Genomic DNA, 19791 nt, shown 5'->3' with positions numbered 1-19791 from the left:
AATAAAAAATGTCGCTGCTTTTTTTAGGATTAGAACTTAAGGGTATTCATGAAACTGTTAGCAACTATAGGGGCTTTTTTATTCTCTGGGATTGTTTGGGCTACACCTCTTCATAATATAGTTGTATTTGGGGATAGTTTGTCTGATAACGGTAATTTGTATAAATTTATGAAATATCAATTACCTCCATCTCCTCCTTACCATGAGGGTCGTTTTTCTAATGGACCTGTTTGGATTGAACATGTCATCGCTTCTTATTTTCCTAATGATCCGGCAGCTCATTTATTAGATTATGCTTATGGTGGTGCAGGTGTATCTGAGGAAGATGGAGCAGACGATGTATTGTTTACTTTAAGAAGAGAAGTGAGCAGTTATTTATTAGAGCATCATGATAAAGCAAGTGCAGACAGTCTTTTTGTTATATGGATAGGCTCGAATAATTATCTTGCATTTCCTTCAGAAGTTGAAAAAACATTACACGATGTGCAGCTAGGAATTATTCACAGTATGGAGCGTTTAGTAGAAAAAGGCGCGAAGCATATTTTGGTGGTTAATTTGCCGGATTTAGGTCGAACTCCTGCAGCAATTGAATTTGGTTCTATCAATGAAATGACTTATTTTGCTAAAGAACATAATAACTTATTGAGTAAAGCGGTTGATGAATTAAAACAAAAGTATCCTGATGTAGAATGGCTACATTATGATTTGCATCAAGCTTTTGAAGAAGTGTTGTCTCATCCACAAGATTATGGCTTTACCAATTTAACTAGTACTTGTGTTAATTCAGTAGTTGAAGACATTACTAAAACATCCGTTTTAAAAATGGTGGCATCAGTCAAACCTAATACAACTCAGGATGGATGTACTGGTTATTTGTTTTTTGATTTAGTACATCCCACTGCATTGGCTCATAAGATTCTTGGGGACAGAGCCAGAGAAATGTTGGATCAAGCGGGTATTGAGCTTTTAGATTAATGACGCAGTATCTATCAATGTAGCCTGGGTGCAGGCGTAAGCCGTAACCCGGGATTGGTGCAACTGCATTACTCCTGGGTTACGCTGCACCCAGCCTACAGCTTACTTTAATTACTCAGAATCAACTTATTAGGATGATATGAAATACATTACAAGGATAGTTTTGATATTGTTTTTGTTATTTTCAGTTGCTTATGCCGATAAACTCGAAATCAAGGTTGATGGTAAGAACATTGATTTACCCTATTGGCCTGCAAAAAAAGAAAAATATGGGGCTGTACTCCTAGTTAATGGTGGTGTGCAAGCACAATCTACTGCCTTGTTAAATGATTTGGCTGAGCAGTTGGCTCAAAATGGTTGGCAGGTTGTCTTACTTAATAACGACAGCGGTGTGACTGTACCTTGGATCAAACAATTCCCTGAAGTGATTAATACGCTACGAAAACAAAAAAATGTACGTGTTGTGCTTTTGCATTATGGAGAGCAATTAAAACAAACGTTTGATTACTTAGGTAAGCCTCCTGTACCCGAAATCGAAGGCTTGATTCTGTTATCTGCATACAATATTCCTGCGTCTACAGATAAGAAGCCCGAGTTGAAAATGCCCATTTTTGATATCGTCGGTCAGTTTGATTATGATGTGATTAAACAAGACATGGCAGCCAGAAAAAAGGAATTTGGCGCGAATAAAGATAATTATTTGGCTATAGAGATACCTGGTGCTCACCATGATTATGAATATTCACGACAACTACTTTTTTCATTTATTCATGGTTGGATGGTAAAGCTTCCGGAGTTTCAACCTAAACCTCCACCAGTTATGTACTCCTATCTTGCGCCAATCTCAGCTTTTTTCCAGGAGCAAGTTGCAAAAAATGAAGAGTCTGATTGGAACGGATATTTTGAGCAGCCGCTTGTGATCGATTAAAATTGAGTATTTATTTATAACAAACTATTTAGATAAAAATCTTGCATTGTAACAATTCAATCTCTTATTTCTTGTATAACGGACATTGATACCTGGCAATACAACGATGCGCTTCGATTGAGTTTTTTAAAATATATTTATCAGCATTATCTGCTGCCAGGCAATTTGTTCCATATCGATGAGCAGTTAATTGAAAATCTTCAATGATGTGCATTCACAATGTGTCACTTATTTAAAAAAGGGCAGTGGTTACCATCCCTTACTTGAGCAAATTAATTCATAAGCTTTCACAATTTTCTGAGTTTTTTCATTTGCTATTTTAATCATTTCTTGCGGTAAACCTTGTGCAATTAATTTGTCGGGATGATTGCGGCTTAATAGACGTCGATATGCTTTTTTTACGTCTTGTTTGCTGGCACTCAACGGTACTTCCAAAAGAGCATAAGCATAATCTATATTTGTTTTAGTCGGTTGATAGTTGTGTCGACTGTAGGACGAATACGAATGTGATGACGAATAGGACTGTTGTGATTGCTGCGTGGCATCATCTTGTGGTTCCGAATAACTCGTTCCAAAATCCTCATAAAAGCGAAATTGATTGTGCAGCGGTGCAAATCCAAGTTTGGAAAAAATCTTATCCAGCATTTGAATTTTTTTTGTATCAAGTCCATCTGCTTGCGCAGCTCGATATTGAATGTCGATAAATAACCTTAATAAATCTCGGTTATCCTTGCAGGCTATTTTTAATTGTTCAAGCATTGCATCTAGATTGAATTGGGATTGTTTCCCTTCATTAAACAAATGTTTTGCCAGTGTTTTCTGTTCGCTATTCAAGCGCATTTCGTTCATGAATAAACGTGCCATCTCCAGCTCTTTCTCAGTAACGCGTCCATCTGCTTTGGCTAAATGCCCCATGATGGAAAAGGTGGCCTCGAAAAAGGTTTTTTGGGTTATCTTACGTTTTTCGGCGTAATACAACCAATGGGGATTAGAAAAATAGTGGGATAAACCACGATCAAAAAAATTACCTACCAAGAGACCGAATATTGCCCCTGTCGGTCCGCTGATTAAATAGCCACAGCAGGCGCCAATAATCTTTCCCCACCAAGTTGATATGATAAAGAAGTCTCGCAGAGACATTAAAATGATTCCTTAAATAAGTCCATTAACTGATTTTATCGCTTTATACCACATTTTAAGTATATACTGTCGCCTTTTGGGTTTGGTTTTATATGCGATTTTTTTACTCTTTTTTGATGTATTTGCTTACTCCTTTTATTCTCGTTCGCTTATGGTGGAAAGGGAGAAGCTTACCTGCTTACAGGGAACGTATATCAGAACGTTTTTTTCTTAGTAAACATGAGTATAAACCGGTTGACGTTTGGATTCACGCTGTATCTTTGGGAGAGGTTATTGCTGCTATCCCATTGATTGATGCCATGTTGGAAAAAAACTGGTCTTTATTGGTGACCACCATGACACCAACTGGTTCTGAGCGAGTACAGGCACGTTTTGGTAACAAGGTCACTCATCAATATCTCCCTTATGATCTTCCCGGGATACTTAAGCGCTTTTTTAAAAAAATTCAGCCACGGGTTGGGGTGATTATGGAGACTGAGCTATGGCCGAATTTAATTTATCAGGCACGAGCAGCAAAAGTCCCATTACTGCTGGCCAATGCACGGATATCCGATGATTCATTGAATGGCTATAAAAAAATTAAGTTTCTAATTAAACCGATTCTCAATCAATTCTCTGCAATTTTGGCGCAAGGAGACGAGGATGCGCGACGTTATATTACATTAGGCGCAAGAAAAGAGATTGTACATGTTTTGGGAAATATGAAATTTGATTTGCAAACCAATACAATCGACAGCAAACGTTTTAGTGATTTAAAGAGTCATTGGGGCACAGAACGAGTTGCGGTGATTGCAGCAAGTACTCATGAAAACGAAGAAGCACAGATTTTATCCCACTTAAAACGCTTGCAACAAGCAATTCCAGGTGTGATTTTATTAATAGCGCCACGTCATCCAGAACGTTTTCAAAGCGTATTTCAATTATGCATTCAATCAGGTTTTAAGACTGGCTTGCGCTCTGATGCAAATACCTTAAGTTCAGAAAATGAAATTGTGGTATTAGACAGTTTGGGAGAGCTTTTAGGGTTATATCAAATCAGCGATTATGCTTTCGTAGGTGGTAGCTTGGTTCCTGTTGGTGGACATAATGTATTAGAGCCTATTGCGATGCATGTACCGGTATTAAGCGGCAGCCAGGTCCATAATTTTAAAGCCATTTGTAATGATTTACAGATAGCCCAGGGTATTTTATTAGTACAGCATGCAAATGAAGTGGTTGATGGAATTATTAAGCTACATACCGATCCAGCATTTCGCCAGCAAATGATTAAGAATGCAACTGAGGTTTTCGAAAAAAATAAGGGCTCAGTCATTCGTCATTTACAGCAAATTGAAGGTGTGATTTAAAAAGTATATCCATGAGTTGTAGTTAAGTGTGGCCTGGGTGCAGCAAAGCGGAACCCAGGTTTTCTTCTGATGATATGAATAGATTTTTTAACCCGGGTTCCGCTTTGCTGCACCCAGGCTATGTTTGAAAATAAGAGAGGATTTAGAAAAGACCTCTTCCGACGAGCGGAAGAGGTAAATTGGGATTTAGGAGCCTTGATTTTGTTTTTCTTTAATCTCAGACAACGTTTTACAATCGATACATAAAGTGGCAGTAGGTCGTGCTTCCAAACGTTTGAGGCCGATTTCAATACCGCATGCTTCACAATAACCAAAATCTTCATTTCGCAAACGTTCTAACGCATCTTCAATTTTCTTAATCAGTTTACGTTCACGATCACGAGTACGCAATTCGATACTGAATTCTTCCTCTTGGCTTGCTCTGTCTGAAGGATCAGGGAAATTAGCTGCTTCATCCTTCATGTGCGTAACCGTTCGGTCAACTTCTTCCATCAATGATTGACGCCAAGCCAGCAATATTTTTTCAATATGTGCTAACTGCTTTTCATTCATATATTCTTCACCTGGGGTTTCCTTGTAGGGGGTGATACCCATACTACCTATTGCGTCGTTTTTCACGTTGTGTTGTCTCTCATTGTTTTTTTCAATTAATTGTTCGGTCATTTTAGCCTCCGTACCCAACTCGTACCACCTAGGTTTACAGAAAGCGGTTAGGTATACCAAAAAACTATTGTATCATCAATAAAATTATCGCCAACCCCCACTTACTCTGTCATTTCCCTGAATGTCTTGCCAACACATTACGTTTTTATACCGTAATTCATTAAGTATAGCTTGTACTTTTAATTTTTGATCATACCCATGTTCTAGTAAGATCAAGCCACCAGGCAAAAGATACTCATGGCCTTGTTTAATAATACATTGTAGATCACCTAAGCCTTCTTGACTACTCACTAAAGCATTTTGTGGTTCAAAACGTAGATCACCTTGTTGTAAGTGTGGATCGTGTTCTGCAATATAAGGAGGATTAGTAACCAGCGCATGATATTGTCGGTGCGGAATATTATTAAACCAGTTGGATAGATAAAAGTTTACATTCTGTATTTTATGGGTTTGCGCATTTTCTTTTGCAACATTTAAGGCTTCTTCACTGATATCCCCAGCAACAATGTGCCAATGGGGTCTTTCTTTCGCAAGTGCCAAAGCAATTGCTCCGCTGCCTGTACCTAATTCAAGAACATAGGTATCCGGTTGATTGGGAATAAGCTCTAGGGCCAGCTCAACCAATCGCTCGGTTTCATGCCGTGGAATTAATGTATGCTGGTTGACTTTTAAATTAAGCGACCAGAATTCACGTTCTCCGATGAGATAGGCAATGGGAGTACCTTGAGCTCTTTGAGCCATTAAGTTTTGAAAGCTCTCCCACTGTGATGGCGTTAATAGTTGCTCCGGATGTGCAAAGAGATAGGCCCTGGTTTTGTTGAGGACATGGCAAAGTAAAATCTCTGTTTCCAGATCTGGAGTTTTTCCCAGAACTGTACGAATACTAGTCATTGCGCCCCAGCTCTGCGAGCAATTCAGCATGATACTCACGTTTTAATGGTTCGATAACCAAGGTTAAATTACCTTCCATCACATCACCGAGTTGATAGATCGTCAAATTAATCCGGTGATCAGTCAGTCGACCCTGTGGGTAGTTATAGGTACGAATGCGTTCGGAACGATCGCCAGTACCCACCAGTGATTTACGAGTTTGCGCTTGTTCTTTTTTCTGCTTGCTTTGTTCGGCGTCCAGTAAGCGGGTTTTAAGCAATGACATTGCCTTGGCACGGTTTTTGTGCTGAGAGCGTTCATCTTGACATTCCACTACGACGCCAGTAGGGATATGGGTGATGCGTATCGCCGAATCGGTTTTATTGACATGCTGGCCTCCGGCACCTGAAGAGCGGTAGGTGTCAACGCGTAAATCATCAGGATTAATTTGGATGTCATCAATTTCATCAACCTCTGGCATAATCGCAACAGTACATGCAGAGGTATGAACACGCCCTTGTGATTCAGTCTCAGGGACACGTTGCACTCTATGTGCGCCGGATTCAAATTTGAGTTGTGAATAAACTGAGTGTCCGCTAATACGCACGATAATTTCTTTATAGCCACCATGTTCACCATGATTGGCGCTGATTAACTCTTGTTGCCAACTCTGATCTTCTGCATATCGACTGTACATACGATACAGATCCCCGGCAAAAATTGCGGCTTCATCACCGCCGGTTCCTGCCCTAATTTCGAGATAAACGTTACGTTCATCATCTGGATCTTTGGGAATCAAATGCCATTGGAGCTGTTCGTCAAGTTCTTCCACTTGCTTTTGGGCGCCTTCTAATTCTTCTGACGCCATTGATGCTAATTCTTTATCATCACTTTCAAGCAATTCGTGCAGTGAGGATAAATTATTTTGGGCTTCAAGGTATGTTTCATAACACGTCGCGACAGGTTCGAGTTGTGCGTATTCTTTAGAAAGCGTTTTAAATTGATTCTGATCGGCAATTACGGAAGCTTCCGATAATAAGCGACCCACTTCCTGATATCGCTCCAGCATTTGCTGCAGTTTGAGTTCAAGAGATTTCTTCATAGGATGATTGATGTGTTGTTGTATTAAAAAGATATTGGGCTAAAGTAAACAAATCTTCGCGACCATCTTTAGCGATTTGTCGTAAGCCTGCAGTAGGATTATGAGTGAGTTTGTTAACCAGACGTTCACTAAACTCATTTAAAACGACGTGCTGACATTGCCCGGCGGAAAGTTTTTTTAAGGCGCGTTGCAGCTCTTTTTGTGCCAAGTCTTGCATTTGACTGCGGTAATCACAGATGACTTTTTTGGCCTTAAGCGAACGATGCTTACGGATGTACTTACTTAACTCTTCATCGACTAATCGCTCTGCATGTAATGCAGCATGACGTCGTTCTTCCATTCCTTTATCGATCATGGTTTGTAAATCATCGATATTATAAAGGTGTACTTGTTCTAATTCTTTGATGTCGTCTTCAACATCTCTGGGAACTGATAAATCCAAAAAGAACATAGGCGCATGCTCTCTTTGCTTTAATGCCTGTTCAACCAAGTCTTTATTAATGAAGTGGATTGGGCAGTTTGTTGCAGAAACAATAACGTCTGCTTGTGGCAGGTATTCAGCAATGTTGGTGAGTGGAATAGTTTTTCCATTAAACGAGCTGGCAAGTTTCTCTGCATTTTCCAATGTTCTACTTGCTATCATAAAACGCTCAACACCTTGTTGGCGTAAGTATTTGGCAACTAATGAAGCAGTTTCCCCTGAGCCAATTAAAAAAACATTGAGCAATTTATAATTTGTAAACAGTTGCCCTATTAATTGTGTTGCTGCATAGGCAACTGAAACGGGATTTGTCCCAATACCACTTTGAGTGCGTACACGCTTTGACGCACTAAACACATATTCAAAAATAGGGCGTAACTCTGTCTGTATTGCACCAAGATTGCAAGCATGTTGGTATGCTTGTTTCATTTGTCCAAGGATTTGCGGTTCGCCAATCATCATAGAATCCAAACCACTGGCAACACGTAACAGATGTTTGACTGCCTGATGTCCTTTATGCATGTAAATAAATGGGGACAATGAGTCTGAGGATAACTGGTGTTCTTTGGCAAGCCAGTGCTTAATGACCTGTGGATCTTGAGTATCACAATAAATTTCTGTGCGATTACAGGTAGATAAAATAGCTGCTTCACTTACTTCAGGAAGAGACAACAAGTGATGAAGCACGGAATCTTGGGTAGCAGGAGATAAAGCGACTTTTTCACGCACGTTTATTGGAGCAGTTTTATGATTTAGTCCGCAAGCAACAAACACCATAGAATATGAATTATTTGAATATGAATTGTTAAGTTAATCGTGGGATTGTAAACGATTAGTCATTAAATTTGTAGTGTAGACTGTTTTATTTATTTATTCTGACTCAAGTAGAACGTTTTGTAGTCGGGCTTCATCCAACTACTTCTGCTGAATTGACGTAGCTTGGGCCAAAGCCCAACATTTAATTTGGCAAGTTGGCTGCATGCAACAAAAAAAATCATCTGTAAAATTAAAGTACATTTTTATTTGGTCGCTAACAAGAGTAGAGGGTTTTATACAAAATCCCAAGCTATGGGGAGTCGATCATGGACATAATCCTACAGGGTGAGCACAGTGGCGAAGAAGCAGCACAAAGTTTGGCGCGTGTATTAGAATTATTTAGAGAACGATATCATATCGCTGGATTTCGCGAAATTCATTTAACGGTGACCTTAATTGATGAACAAGGCGATGATGTTGAATTAGTGGATAGCGAATCGAATCAAACGTATCGAATTTTTGAGGTATATCGTAAAGGTTATGAATTAGGTGGTAGAAAAGGAACACCAGTATTACAATTGATCGTAGATAACACACGCCCTCGGTGAAGGAGTAACTTATGTTTTTGGCAATTATCGCCATAATACTGACACTAATTTTGGTAGTAGGTATTCATGAAGGGGGGCATGCATTAGTAGCACGCATTTTTTCAGTAAAAATTAAAAAGATATCCATAGGTTTTGGTAAACCCTTATTGCGCTGGCAAAGCCGCGGCGGTTGTGAATGGGTGTGGGCATTTTTTCCTTTAGGAGGGTATGTTCAACTGGAAAATACACGTATTAGCCCTGTAGAACCCGCACATTATTCAGGATGTTTTGATAAAAAACCGATTTGGCAGCGTATTCTCATCTTATTGGCTGGGGCTGCTGCTAATTTAATTGTTGCCTGGTTTCTATTTATTTTAGTGTACAGCATTGGTCTAACGTACACTTTGCCGGAAATTAAAGAAGTCCTTCCAAATAGTGCTGCAGCCCAAGCAGGAATGCAGCCGGGAGATAAATTCATCTCCATTGATGGTGCTGCTACCCCAACATGGAATGATGTAGGGATGCGTTTGGTTATCCTTTGGGGGAAAAAAGACATTCCTGTTACCCTGACCCGCGCTGATGGCAAAGAATCAATAATCATGCTTGATTTAAGTCATGAACATTTTCATAAAGTGAAAAAATCCTTATTAACTCAGCTGGGTATTCAACCCAATTTAGCTGCAGCTAAGAACAAACTACGCGCCGTATCACTTTTAGATGCGATACATCAAACTAATGCATTCATCAGCAATATGATTTATTTTTTTATGATGATCTTGAAGCAATTATTTATGGGCGTGATCCCTTTTTCCGTATTGTTAGGACCTATAGGTATTTTTGCAGCCTCTGTCGTGTCATTGACGCAAGGAATAGCTGTCTTTTTATTCTTCATCGGTAGCTTGAGCCTTGCAGTAGCAGTGATTAACCTTTTCCCCATTCCTGGATTGGATGGTGGTTCGATTCTTTATGCAGTTATTGAAAAAATTCGCGGTAAACCGGTCTCTGTGCCCATGGAAGTTTTATTACATCGCCTGATAGTTATTGTGTTCTGTGTACTCTTGGTTCACTTATTGATGAATGATCTACAGAGAATCTAAATTGATGTAGCCTGGGTACAACATAGCGGAACCCAGGGCTTCAGCTCCCATGACCCGGGTTACGGCTTCGCCTGCACCCAGGCTACATATTTACACGTTCCCCACTGCTCGTGCACAACACCAGACATCCACTTGTTGCACGCCAGATTTTTTTAAAGTGAGTGCCAGTTCATTTGCTGTGCTGCCTGTCGTTAAGAGATCATCAATAATCGCTACATGACGCCACGGAAGTTTTTTAGTCGTGAAGGCATGACGCAAATTTTTTTGTCTTTGTTCTCCATCAAGGCTTGCTTGTGGTTCGGTATTACGAATTTTCTGGCAACTAGTTAAGTCATAAGGCAGTCGTAATTCTTTTGCTAAGCAACGAACGAGAACTGCTGCTTGGTTGAATCCACGTGATTTGATGCGTTGCGGATGCATAGGGACTGGAATTAAACATTGAGGTAAATTCTCATCGTTTGGCAAGGACTTAACAATTAAATGGCTTAAAAAAGAACTGAGATACAGCCCATCATGATATTTAAACTGATGCAAAAGACTACGTAACGGCTCTTCGAAGATGTAATGAATGAATGCGCGGTCGAAATAAGGTGTTTTTTTAATACAATGACCACAGATATGTAGATGTTTATCAGGTAAAGGATAAGCACAATGAGTGCATGCAGGGCCTAACTGAGGCATAAATTCAATACAATGGACGCAAACTGCCATTTTATTGTTATGAAATTGATTGCATAAAGTACACATTGAGTACAAACGCAAACTTTGTGTTAAACTCCATATTTTCTGGCGCACAAGTGTTGGATTCCTTTAATTTTTCCTGGTTTTATAATGGCTGTTATCTACGAAATTAACAAGGCATTTAATCGACATGCCACTGAATATGAATTTGCTGCCAAAGTACAACAAGAAATTGGGGTACGCTTATTAGAGCGTTTACAGTATTTGAATATGAAACCGCAACGTATTCTCGACCTTGGATGTGGACCAGGTTTCTTTTCTTCTGAGCTGACTAAAATTTATCCAAAGGCGCAAGTTGTAGGTTTGGATTTGGCGCAATTTATGTTGGTTCAGGCACAAAAAAAACAAAGTTGGCGGCGAAAATGGCCTTTAGTCGCTGCGGATATGCGCAACATGCCTTTTGCTGCAGGTACGTTTGATTTGATTTTCGCCAATCAAGTGATTCACTGGGGGGGGGCTTTGATCCCCGTTTTTCGTGAGTTGAATCGAGTCATGAAAGCCAATGGTTGCTTGATGTTTACTACCTTGGGCCCTGATACATTTAAAGAGTTGAAACACGCATGGACTGGGGTGAATCATTACGCTCATGTGAATGAATTTGCTGACATGCATGATGTAGGTGACTGTTTGATGTCTGAACATTTCTTAGAGCCAGTTATTGATATGGAATTGCTGGCAGTACATTACCAGACGCTACCTAAGCTATTACAGGCTTTAAAAGCTCAGGGGGTAAAAAACATTAATCCTCAAAGAAATCAGGGACTAACGGGAAAGACTGCCTGGAGACAATTCGAGCAAAATTATTCTACTTTGCAAACTGATAAAGGAAAATATCCGCTGACTTATGAAGTGGTATATGGGCATGCCTGGAAGGGAGAGCAAAGAAAAACAGAACAAGGGATAGAGACGATGATTCCCATTTCACAGATAGTCAGACGCAAGAGTGAAGTGTAGTTGAAACGTAGGCTGGGCTGAAAGCCCAGCAATGATGCTCTGATTATACGTTTTATACGTTCGTTGCAGCCTACAATTGCTGCACACCCTGGCTACATATCTATGGTGTGGTTGTGCGCTCTTGTAATTTCTTGGTTAACTCAATCAGTGCAGAAGCTTTTTGATCAAATAGTTTTAATGCATCAAGCGCAATTTGATAATGGTTTCTGATTTCCTCTTCTAATTTATGTTGAGAATATAGAGCGGCAAACGTAGTTTTTTGATTGGCCAAATCAGAGGAGCGTCCTTTGCCCAAAACCTCGGTGGGCGCATAGCGGTCTAAATAATCATCTTGCATTTGGAACACTATGCCAAGATGGCTGGCATAAGTGCGCAAAGCGACTTGATAGGCTTCGGGTACTGACGGGTGGGCATTCAGAACCATTTCAACGCATGCTAAAATAAGCCGTCCTGTTTTGAGGTAGTGAATTTCTCTAAGCTGCTCTTCATTAGTAGATGATTTGGCTAATTCAGATAAATCTAGGCTTTGTCCACTCACCATTCCGCTGATGCCGCTGGCCTTAACCAGTTCCAGCGTGATCGCAATCACTTGCTTAGCCTGCAGTAGAGGTGAAAGATTGGTTAATAATACTTCAATGGCTAAAGCTTGCATGCCATCACCAACTAAAATCGCAGTTGCTTCATCAAAGGCCTTATGGCAACTCGCTTTGCCACGACGAAAATCATCATTGTCCATCGCGGGCAGATCGTCATGAATTAACGAATAGCAATGCGTTAATTCTATAGCTGCAGCAATAACATCCAGAACCTTTAGATCCAGATTAAGCAAACTTCCGGTTAAATAGACCAGGATGGGGCGGATCCTCTTCCCACCGGGGAATAGAGAATAATTTATTGCAGAACGTATCGTTGTCGCAGGTACAGAGGATTCATTGATGAGTTCACTAAGAAATTCTTCATGCCGTTTTATGTAGTTACTTATCACTTAATTGTTCATCCGAGCTGGGTCCAGCAGAGGTTAATGTTTCTATTTTTTGCTCAGCCTTTTGTAACACATCCTGACAACATCTGGCCAAGCTAATCCCTTTTTCAAATTGTTTCAGGGAGTCTTCCAAAGAAAGTTCTCCTTTTTCTAGTTGCCTGACAATTTCTTCTAGCTCCGTGATCGATTGTTCAAAATGCATGCCCTGGCTCATAGATTTTGTCCTGATTGTTCAAAATGTACTGATTATACTGAGTTGTTCTCAGGATTCAATGTAGGTGAATTAATTTTATTGGAATTGGCTGTAGCCTGGGTGAAGGTGAAGCCGTAACCCGGGTTCTGCTACGCTGCACCCAGGCTACGTATTATGAAGATACAATAAGATAAATCGTGTATATTAATTGCAACAGAATCTGATGGAATAAGCATGAAAACTAAAACCCAATTTGTGTGCAATCAATGTGCCGCAATTTTTAAACAATGGGCCGGACAATGCACACAATGTGGTGCATGGAATTCGATTGCCGAAGAAGGTGTTGCTGCCAATCGTAGTTCACGCAGTGGTTCTTGGGCTAATCAACGCTCTGTAATCACGGCAGTAGAAGATGTCGTTATGGATAAAGAAGTACGTATGGATTGCGGTTTATCAGAGCTCAACCGCGTCCTTGGCGGTGGTTTGGTTTATGGTTCGGTGGTTCTTATTGGTGGGGATCCAGGTATTGGTAAATCCACTTTGTTATTGCAAACCTTGGCTAATCTTTCCATGCAGGAAACTGTTTTATATGTCACGGGTGAAGAGTCTTTACAGCAAGTCGCCATGCGTGCCAAACGACTGGGATTACCTTTAGCAGGGTTAAGGCTTCTAGCGGAAACACAGGTTGAATCTATTATTGCACAAGCACAAAAAGAAAATCCTAAAGTGATAGTGATCGATTCCATTCAAACTATTTTTACCGAGACTATAAGTTCTGCTCCAGGAGGGGTAAGCCAAGTGCGTGAATCGGCGGCGCAATTAGTTCGTTTTGCTAAATTGACGCAAACTGCAGTGTTCTTGGTTGGCCATGTCACGAAAGAGGGCGCTTTAGCTGGGCCACGAGTTTTAGAGCATATGGTAGATAGTGTTTTATATTTTGAAGGCCAAAGTGATAGCCGTTTCAGGGTAATTCGCGCCATTAAAAATCGTTTTGGTGCAGTCAATGAATTGGGTGTATTTGCGATGACTGACAAAGGATTAAAAGAGGTCGCCAATCCTTCGGCGATCTTTTTGTCGCGTCAGCCAGAACCCACTTCTGGGAGTGCCGTGATGGTGACTTGGGAGGGCTCCCGTCCCATGTTAGTTGAAGTACAAGCTTTGGTTGATGAAGCACATGGGCAGCAATCCAAGCGGGTGACTGTAGGGCTTGAATCCAATCGGCTAGCCATTTTATTGGCGGTTTTACATCGGCATGGAGGAATTGCCACCTACGATCAAGATATTTTCATCAATGTCGTTGGGGGGGTGAAAGTCACGGAAACTGGCTCGGATCTTGCATTGTTAGCTGCGGTAGTGTCCAGTTTGCGTAATCGGATTTTTGACAGGGAAACCATTATTTTTGGTGAAGTTGGCCTTGCTGGTGAAATCAGACCCGTGCAAAGTGGGCAGGAGCGTTTAAAGGAAGCTGCAAAGCATGGATTTAAACGGGCTATAGTGCCTTTTGCTAATGCTCCCAAGCAACAACACGATGCGTCAATGGTTATTGAACCTGTTAAATATTTGCGTGAAGTTTTGGATAAAATGTAAGTCTCTAGCCTGGGTGCCGCCTAGCGTAGCCCGGGTTTCTTATCAATTTCTCGGGTTACGGTTGTACCTTCACCCAGGCTACCAAGCAGTCCGTTGTAACATTTTAAGCGTTTAAGACATTGTTTTTATCGTATTGAATCCAACAATAGGAGTAATAATGACTTTTCCCACCAAGCTAAAACGTGACTTTATGGATATGTTAACCCGCAACAAAATTTCTCACACCCAAGGTTGGTCGAACTATATGGGCAATGTGAAGAATCCTGCTGCGGTGGTTGTTGATGTAGACAATGAACAACAAGTTCAATTAATCATGAAAGAAGTAAAAAAGCTGAATGGAGATCGGAATCCAAAGAATAAAATCACCTTAAGGGCGAGTGCGGGCTGGGATGATCAGGCGAGTGTAGGTTGCTGTTTATTTCCTTGGTCTCAAGTTCAGGAAAAAGAATATGCTGGCAGTTTCTCTTTTTCGGAAGTCGTCGGTGGGCGTGCTTCACCTCAAAGTGAAGGCACAGACATTATCATTCGCTTTAAAAAGAAATTTCATAAAGCAAAAGTGTTAGGGTCACTTAATACAAAACCTGCATGGATTAATCCAGACAATCCGATTCATCAACTCCCAGCCAAGCTGGTTGAGGTCAACGCAGGAATGCAAATTGCTGACTACGCAGATTTTTTACGGAAAAATAATTTATCTTCATCGACACTTAGTATGCTGAGCTGGGCGAGTCTTATAGGATTATTCATCCCTGGTGGGCATGGAACAGGTCGTGATGAACCGGCTGTGAGTGGTCTGGTTGAATCAATCACAATATGTGATGTGGATGGGAACATTCGTGAACTGACTCCCGACAACCCTGATTTTGAAACCTTGCGTGCGGCAAACAGCGGGTTTTTAGGAGTTATTCTGAGCGTTAAGATACGTGCAGTGCAGGCTTTTAATTTACGTGAAACGGTAGCAGTATTTCATAACACTGAAGAAATGAAGGGCAAACTAGGGGACATATTAAAAAACAATCAATATGTGAGTGTTATGGGAATGCCAAGCTCTGCCAGTTCTGAGCTCATTCACCAGTGGCAAGTGCGTATGTGGAACTTTACTACAGATAAACCAACCCAATCCACTAAGGCGACTTATTCCCCCTCACTGACCTCTCTGGTGCAAGAAATGGAGTTAAGACTGGGGTCGGATTTGCTGAATTTCTTGGTTAATTCAGAATTAAGTAGTTTATTACCCGAGTTCATGTTAATTGCGGCTGCTGAATCGATTGAAGGACGTGGTACAAATCCTATCGTTGATTTTGAAAACCATATTACTCATCCCCAAGTTGCTTTTCCTAAAGAAATGCGTGATGTGGATTATTTTATCCCTGTAAAAGATGACAAGGCAGGAGAGCATTTAGAGGCAATTTTAAAGCAAATAGAAAACCAGATAAAAAGTGCCGCGAAAAAAGGAGAGTATCCGGTCACTTATGCGATTTACGTTCGCTATTTGAAAGGTACGAGTGGGGGATTATCTCCAACCAGTACGCAAGCACTCGATGAGCGTATTCTTGCTTTGGATATGGTGACTCATCCGCAAGCGAAAGGTATTGCGAATTTTGAAACAGGATTTCTGGGCTATCTAAAAGAAAAAGGGTTTGAAGTAAGAAATCATTTAGGAAAAGAATTTCCAGCCGGGGTGGTTCGTTATTCTCAGTTTTTAGATCCTAGAAATATGAAGAAATTCATGGATGCAGCGGAGCGTTGGCATGCAACCACTGGGAAGAGCGATGGGGCAGAACGGTTGGCAATGGCTCCTTATTATACGAATTATTTTCAGGAAATGCTGGACTTAAGTCCTCAGCTAGCCAGTGAGTTGGATGAGAAGAGTTCGGATGAGAAGAGCGTAAAAGCGAAACCTCTTGCAGCCAAAAAGAAACCTATAGAATATACTAAACAATATACTAGTGATGAACAGAGACAATTTTTGACTCGTTTATTTGACATAGTTGAGTTAATGCCAGCGCATCATGAGGCAGCAAAAAATGCCAAGGCATCTTTTTTAACAAAGTGTCAGACTGAAATGGAACATCGAAAAGTACATGATTTAGTAATTAGTTAAAATGTTGTAGTTTGTAGCCTGGGTGCAGCAGAACCTGGGATTAAGAGGTTGATATGCCTCGGAAAACCCGGGTTATGGTTGCGCCTTCACCAAGGCTACAATATTTTAAATTAGACTAGGTGATATATGGACATAACTCCTTTTTTTAAATTAATGGTTGATCGAGGTGCTTCGGACTTGTTTTTTAGTGTGGGTGCACCGCCTCATATTAAAGTTGAAGGAATTATTTCACCGGTAGGTCAGACCCCTCTCAAAACACAACAAATGGCGGAAATTGTTTTGTCACTGATGAATGATGATCAGCGCAAAGAATTCGAGGCCACTATGGAGCTGAACATGGGGCTTTCCATTCCTCAAGTTGGACGCTTCAGGATTAACTTGTTTCGCCAACGCGGCGATATTTCTATGGTGGTGCGCTATATCCAGAGTAAGATCCCTTCAATGGAACAATTAAATTTGCCTCCCATTTTAAAATCAATTGTTATGGAGTTGCGTGGATTGGTACTTGTCGTAGGGGCTACTGGCTCGGGTAAATCAACTACTTTGGCCGCCATGATCGATTACCGCAATGAAAACCAAAGCGGGCATATTTTAACCATTGAAGACCCTATAGAATTTATTCATCAACATAAAAAATCCATCGTCGATCAACGAGAAGTGGGTATTGATACCATGAGCTATGATAACGCTTTAGTCAATGCAATGCGCGAAGCGCCAGACGTGATTTTAATTGGCGAGGTACGTGAACGCAGCACCATGAAACAGGCTATAGCTTATGCGGAAACAGGGCATTTATGTATTTCAACGCTGCATGCCAACAATGCGTATCAAACGATGGACCGGATTATTAACTTTTTCCCGGAAGATGCAAGAAAACAAGTATTGATGGATTTGTCCCTTAATCTGCGTGCAATTATTTCATTGCGACTGGTTCCTGGAGTCAACAATCAACGTATGGCAGCAGTGGAACTCTTATTAAACACCCCTTACGTCGCTGATTTAATCGAAAAAGGCAAAATCGATGACATCAAGGAGGCCATGGAGCGCAGCACAGAGCAAGGGATGCAGACATTCGATCAGGCTTTATTAAAACTCTATCGCAGTGGTGCGATTTCCATGGAAAATGCGATCAAGTATGCCGACTCAAAAAATAATGTGAGTTTGCAAATTCGTTTGAATAGTGCTGGAAACTTTGATTCTCAAGATGGGACATTGACTATAGATGACAATTGATTTTTTTGTGCTTCATGTTAAAATTTAACACAATTTGACACGCTTGTGTGACATCAATTTGATTTTCATTTATGCCTGCTTTTTTCCGTATTAAAGATATCAAGAAAGGCCCCGCATCACGGTTAACTGCGCATGTGGCATACCTCAACGCCATATATACTCCCCCCAATCAAATCGATCCTTCCTACAAAGTCATTTATAAAAAAAATAAATACGGTCGCTCCGAGCTATCGCGCCTTGAAGTAATGTTTGGCCAATTGGCGCGTCTTTTTCTATTGCCTGATCTGACGCCTTCTAATCACTTAGTGCTTGATGAGGGCAATAATGTTCTTGGCTTAGCAGTCGAACATCTTTGCCATCTCATTAGCAAAAAAGAAGGTCTTGATCATAATTTTTATGCTTTAAAAGATACTGATGAGGGCTGGGATTTCGTCCCTAAAAAAAGGAATAATCCCGCCAAAATACCGATTCATTTTCTTGATAAACTTCCTCAAGGATTTTTCGCGCTCTTAGTTGAAGAAGAAGAGGCCGGGCGTATAACTCTTGATTATGAATCATTGGCCAGTATCTTTGCGACTTCGTATACCTTAGAAGAGGATGATTTACATAAGGGAAATTATGGTTTCTATTTAGTCGAACGCAATGGTAAGCCGCATGCGGTATTTTTCAAAATCGATCATGATTTAATGTTTGTCGACAGCATCATGGGATTTCAAACCCGCAGGCCTTTTCATTTATTCCATGGTCCCAATGCTTTTGACATTACCGTAGATGATTTGGAATCGCTGATGTGTTTAACCAATTCATCCAACGCCTATTGGCCTACGAAATTTGGTTATGTGTCTAATCCTTTGGATAATAAGGAGTACCACAGTTATGACGAGATCGGTGCTTTTTCGCAGTTAAGTGATAACCCCCAATTTGTCAGGGCAAAATGGAAATCCTTTTTTAAGCACATTTTAATGCCCAAAGAACTCATTAAGCGGACCTTACAGGAATGTGCTGATATGAATAAGGCTTCAGAGCGTGCCCAAGTTGCCTTAATGAATCAAGCCACCAGTGCACGACTTGCACGCTTGCGTGCTGCATTGTTTTCGAGCGCCAAATTTCGTGATTACTTGGAGCAATTAGATGCAGAACAAATCCGTATTTTAGTGCAAGAAATCATTCCGCCGCAGTGGGCAACAGAGGCGCTACGACAACAAATGCAGAAATCGATTGCTTCTTATCAAGAGTTATCTAAAAAAGACGATGGATTTGATCCAGAAGACACGCCATTACATATTGCAATTAAGCTTGGCGAATATCGCTATGAAGAAACCTTAGGCATGTTTGCTGAATTCATTAATGTACCTAACAGTGTCGGCAAGACTCCTTTAGATATCGTATTGGAACGAGTGCAAGCGGGGTTAGTGGATAGTGAGGATGTACAGAACAATGGTTTCTTAATTGCCAAGCATTTGTTAGCCAATGAAGCACAGTATACAGAAGAATACGAAGAAGAGCTCTTGCTATCCGTTAAAGCATACACGTTTAAAAATCCTTATTTAGAAGGAATAAAAGTGAATATGAGTTATGGAGCCTTTAAAGAGATTTTACGAGATATAGGTGAAGATCATCGCTTTGGTTTGAAGTTTCAAAAGAATTTGGCCATGGAGTGCATGAAACATTTTATCAAGGTGAATGAGGGATGCCCTGGCTTTGCAGACAAACTAGAACAATTAAAAGACGATATCAATGGCGACTCTCCTGAGGAAGAAGCAGCCCCTGTGAAATACATCCGCCAGTTACGCAGTAGATACTGGATTATTCGCCAATTGCGCGGATTATATGGTTGGACTTCAAGCCAATGGGAAATAAATACTATGATTAACCAAGCGATGGAACGCAAAAAAGCTAAAGAACCCAATTCTTTTTCCTTCTTTTCTGGCGATGAATCTGATGATGAAGCTGGCGATGAAATCGAAGTAAATCTAATCGATTCAGGGCCAAGTCAGGAAGCATCTGTTGCCGTGTAGCCTGGGTGCAGGCGAAAGCCGAAACCCGGGTTCC

Annotated in this window: 18 protein-coding genes; 10 read left to right on the top strand and 8 right to left on the bottom strand. The window is 40.7% G+C overall.

Annotation, left to right across the window (positions count from 1 at the left end; translation table 11 throughout):
- Positions 1 to 48: 48 nt before the first annotated feature.
- Positions 49 to 975 carry a GDSL family lysophospholipase PlaA gene (gene plaA / locus BGO44_RS00795; RefSeq protein ID WP_273197651.1) on the top strand — a complete coding sequence of 309 codons (927 nt, stop codon included), beginning with the start codon at positions 49 to 51 and terminating at the stop codon, positions 973 to 975.
- Between the two features lie 139 nt (positions 976 to 1114).
- Entirely contained in the window at positions 1115 to 1903 is a 789-nt protein-coding gene (locus tag BGO44_RS00790) for an alpha/beta fold hydrolase (protein WP_273197649.1), read from the top strand.
- A gap of 249 nt (positions 1904 to 2152) precedes the next feature.
- On the opposite strand, the gene djlA is transcribed toward BGO44_RS00790, so the two are convergent.
- On the bottom strand, positions 2153 to 3043 hold the full coding sequence (djlA, locus tag BGO44_RS00785; protein WP_058511847.1) for a co-chaperone DjlA: 891 nt from the start codon (positions 3041 to 3043) through the stop codon (positions 2153 to 2155).
- A gap of 92 nt (positions 3044 to 3135) precedes the next feature.
- Here djlA and waaA point away from each other — a divergent pair, with 92 nt between their 5' ends.
- On the top strand, positions 3136 to 4389 hold the full coding sequence (gene waaA / locus BGO44_RS00780; RefSeq protein WP_273197645.1) for a lipid IV(A) 3-deoxy-D-manno-octulosonic acid transferase: 1254 nt from the start codon (positions 3136 to 3138) through the stop codon (positions 4387 to 4389).
- Positions 4390 to 4575: 186 nt separating this feature from the next.
- Here waaA and dksA read toward each other — a convergent pair whose 3' ends face one another.
- The 4 genes from dksA to hemA all read right to left on the bottom strand — a co-directional run bounded on the left by dksA (position 4576) and on the right by hemA (position 8282).
- Positions 4576 to 5052, bottom strand: coding sequence for an RNA polymerase-binding protein DksA (dksA, locus tag BGO44_RS00775; protein WP_058511849.1), 477 nt, complete (start codon positions 5050 to 5052; stop codon positions 4576 to 4578).
- Positions 5053 to 5136: 84 nt separating this feature from the next.
- Entirely contained in the window at positions 5137 to 5943 is an 807-nt protein-coding gene (prmC, locus tag BGO44_RS00770) for a peptide chain release factor N(5)-glutamine methyltransferase (RefSeq protein ID WP_273197643.1), read from the bottom strand.
- Positions 5936 to 7024, bottom strand: coding sequence for a peptide chain release factor 1 (gene prfA / locus BGO44_RS00765; RefSeq protein WP_058511851.1), 1089 nt, complete (start codon positions 7022 to 7024; stop codon positions 5936 to 5938). Before prfA ends, prmC begins: the two co-directional genes overlap by 8 nt.
- A complete protein-coding gene (hemA, locus tag BGO44_RS00760) occupies positions 7008 to 8282 on the bottom strand; it encodes a glutamyl-tRNA reductase (RefSeq protein WP_273197640.1) in 1275 nt (424 codons plus the stop codon). The genes prfA and hemA overlap by 17 nt, the downstream gene beginning before the upstream one ends.
- A gap of 305 nt (positions 8283 to 8587) precedes the next feature.
- On the opposite strand from hemA, the gene BGO44_RS00755 reads away from it, so the two are divergent.
- Entirely contained in the window at positions 8588 to 8869 is a 282-nt protein-coding gene (locus tag BGO44_RS00755; RefSeq protein ID WP_273197637.1) for a hypothetical protein, read from the top strand.
- Positions 8870 to 8880: 11 nt separating this feature from the next.
- On the top strand, positions 8881 to 9945 hold the full coding sequence (locus BGO44_RS00750; protein WP_058511854.1) for a M50 family metallopeptidase: 1065 nt from the start codon (positions 8881 to 8883) through the stop codon (positions 9943 to 9945).
- Positions 9946 to 10035: 90 nt separating this feature from the next.
- Here the strand turns inward: BGO44_RS00750 and BGO44_RS00745 are convergent, their stop codons facing one another.
- Positions 10036 to 10740: a ComF family protein gene (locus BGO44_RS00745; RefSeq protein ID WP_353743522.1), complete on the bottom strand. Its 705-nt coding sequence runs from the start codon at positions 10738 to 10740 to the stop codon at positions 10036 to 10038.
- Positions 10741 to 10776: 36 nt separating this feature from the next.
- Between BGO44_RS00745 and bioC the strand changes: the two genes are divergently transcribed.
- On the top strand, positions 10777 to 11640 hold the full coding sequence (gene bioC / locus BGO44_RS00740; protein WP_273197634.1) for a malonyl-ACP O-methyltransferase BioC: 864 nt from the start codon (positions 10777 to 10779) through the stop codon (positions 11638 to 11640).
- A gap of 100 nt (positions 11641 to 11740) precedes the next feature.
- On the opposite strand, the gene BGO44_RS00735 is transcribed toward bioC, so the two are convergent.
- Both BGO44_RS00735 and BGO44_RS00730 read right to left on the bottom strand, forming a co-directional pair.
- Positions 11741 to 12625 carry a polyprenyl synthetase family protein gene (locus tag BGO44_RS00735; RefSeq protein ID WP_273197633.1) on the bottom strand — a complete coding sequence of 295 codons (885 nt, stop codon included), beginning with the start codon at positions 12623 to 12625 and terminating at the stop codon, positions 11741 to 11743.
- Complete coding sequence (locus BGO44_RS00730; RefSeq protein WP_273197631.1) at positions 12615 to 12836, bottom strand: exodeoxyribonuclease VII small subunit; 222 nt, start codon at positions 12834 to 12836, stop codon at positions 12615 to 12617. Before BGO44_RS00730 ends, BGO44_RS00735 begins: the two co-directional genes overlap by 11 nt.
- A 213-nt stretch (positions 12837 to 13049) precedes the next feature.
- Here BGO44_RS00730 and radA point away from each other — a divergent pair, with 213 nt between their 5' ends.
- The 4 genes from radA (at position 13050) to ankK (ending at position 19757) form a co-directional block, all read left to right on the top strand.
- Entirely contained in the window at positions 13050 to 14402 is a 1353-nt protein-coding gene (radA, locus tag BGO44_RS00725) for a DNA repair protein RadA (protein WP_058511858.1), read from the top strand.
- Positions 14403 to 14559: 157 nt separating this feature from the next.
- Entirely contained in the window at positions 14560 to 16506 is a 1947-nt protein-coding gene (locus BGO44_RS00720) for an FAD-binding oxidoreductase (RefSeq protein ID WP_273197629.1), read from the top strand.
- A gap of 126 nt (positions 16507 to 16632) precedes the next feature.
- Positions 16633 to 17739 carry a PilT/PilU family type 4a pilus ATPase gene (locus BGO44_RS00715; RefSeq protein ID WP_058511860.1) on the top strand — a complete coding sequence of 369 codons (1107 nt, stop codon included), beginning with the start codon at positions 16633 to 16635 and terminating at the stop codon, positions 17737 to 17739.
- A gap of 71 nt (positions 17740 to 17810) precedes the next feature.
- Positions 17811 to 19757 carry a Dot/Icm T4SS effector AnkK/LegA5 gene (gene ankK, locus BGO44_RS00710; protein WP_273197625.1) on the top strand — a complete coding sequence of 649 codons (1947 nt, stop codon included), beginning with the start codon at positions 17811 to 17813 and terminating at the stop codon, positions 19755 to 19757.
- Positions 19758 to 19791 lie beyond the last annotated feature (34 nt).

This window comes from Legionella sp. 39-23 (genome assembly GCF_001897665.1).
Taxonomy (GTDB): Bacteria; Pseudomonadota; Gammaproteobacteria; order Legionellales; family Legionellaceae; genus Legionella; species Legionella steelei.
Note: the sequence above shows the minus strand (reverse complement) of the source record. Positions and strands in the feature narration are given on the sequence as shown.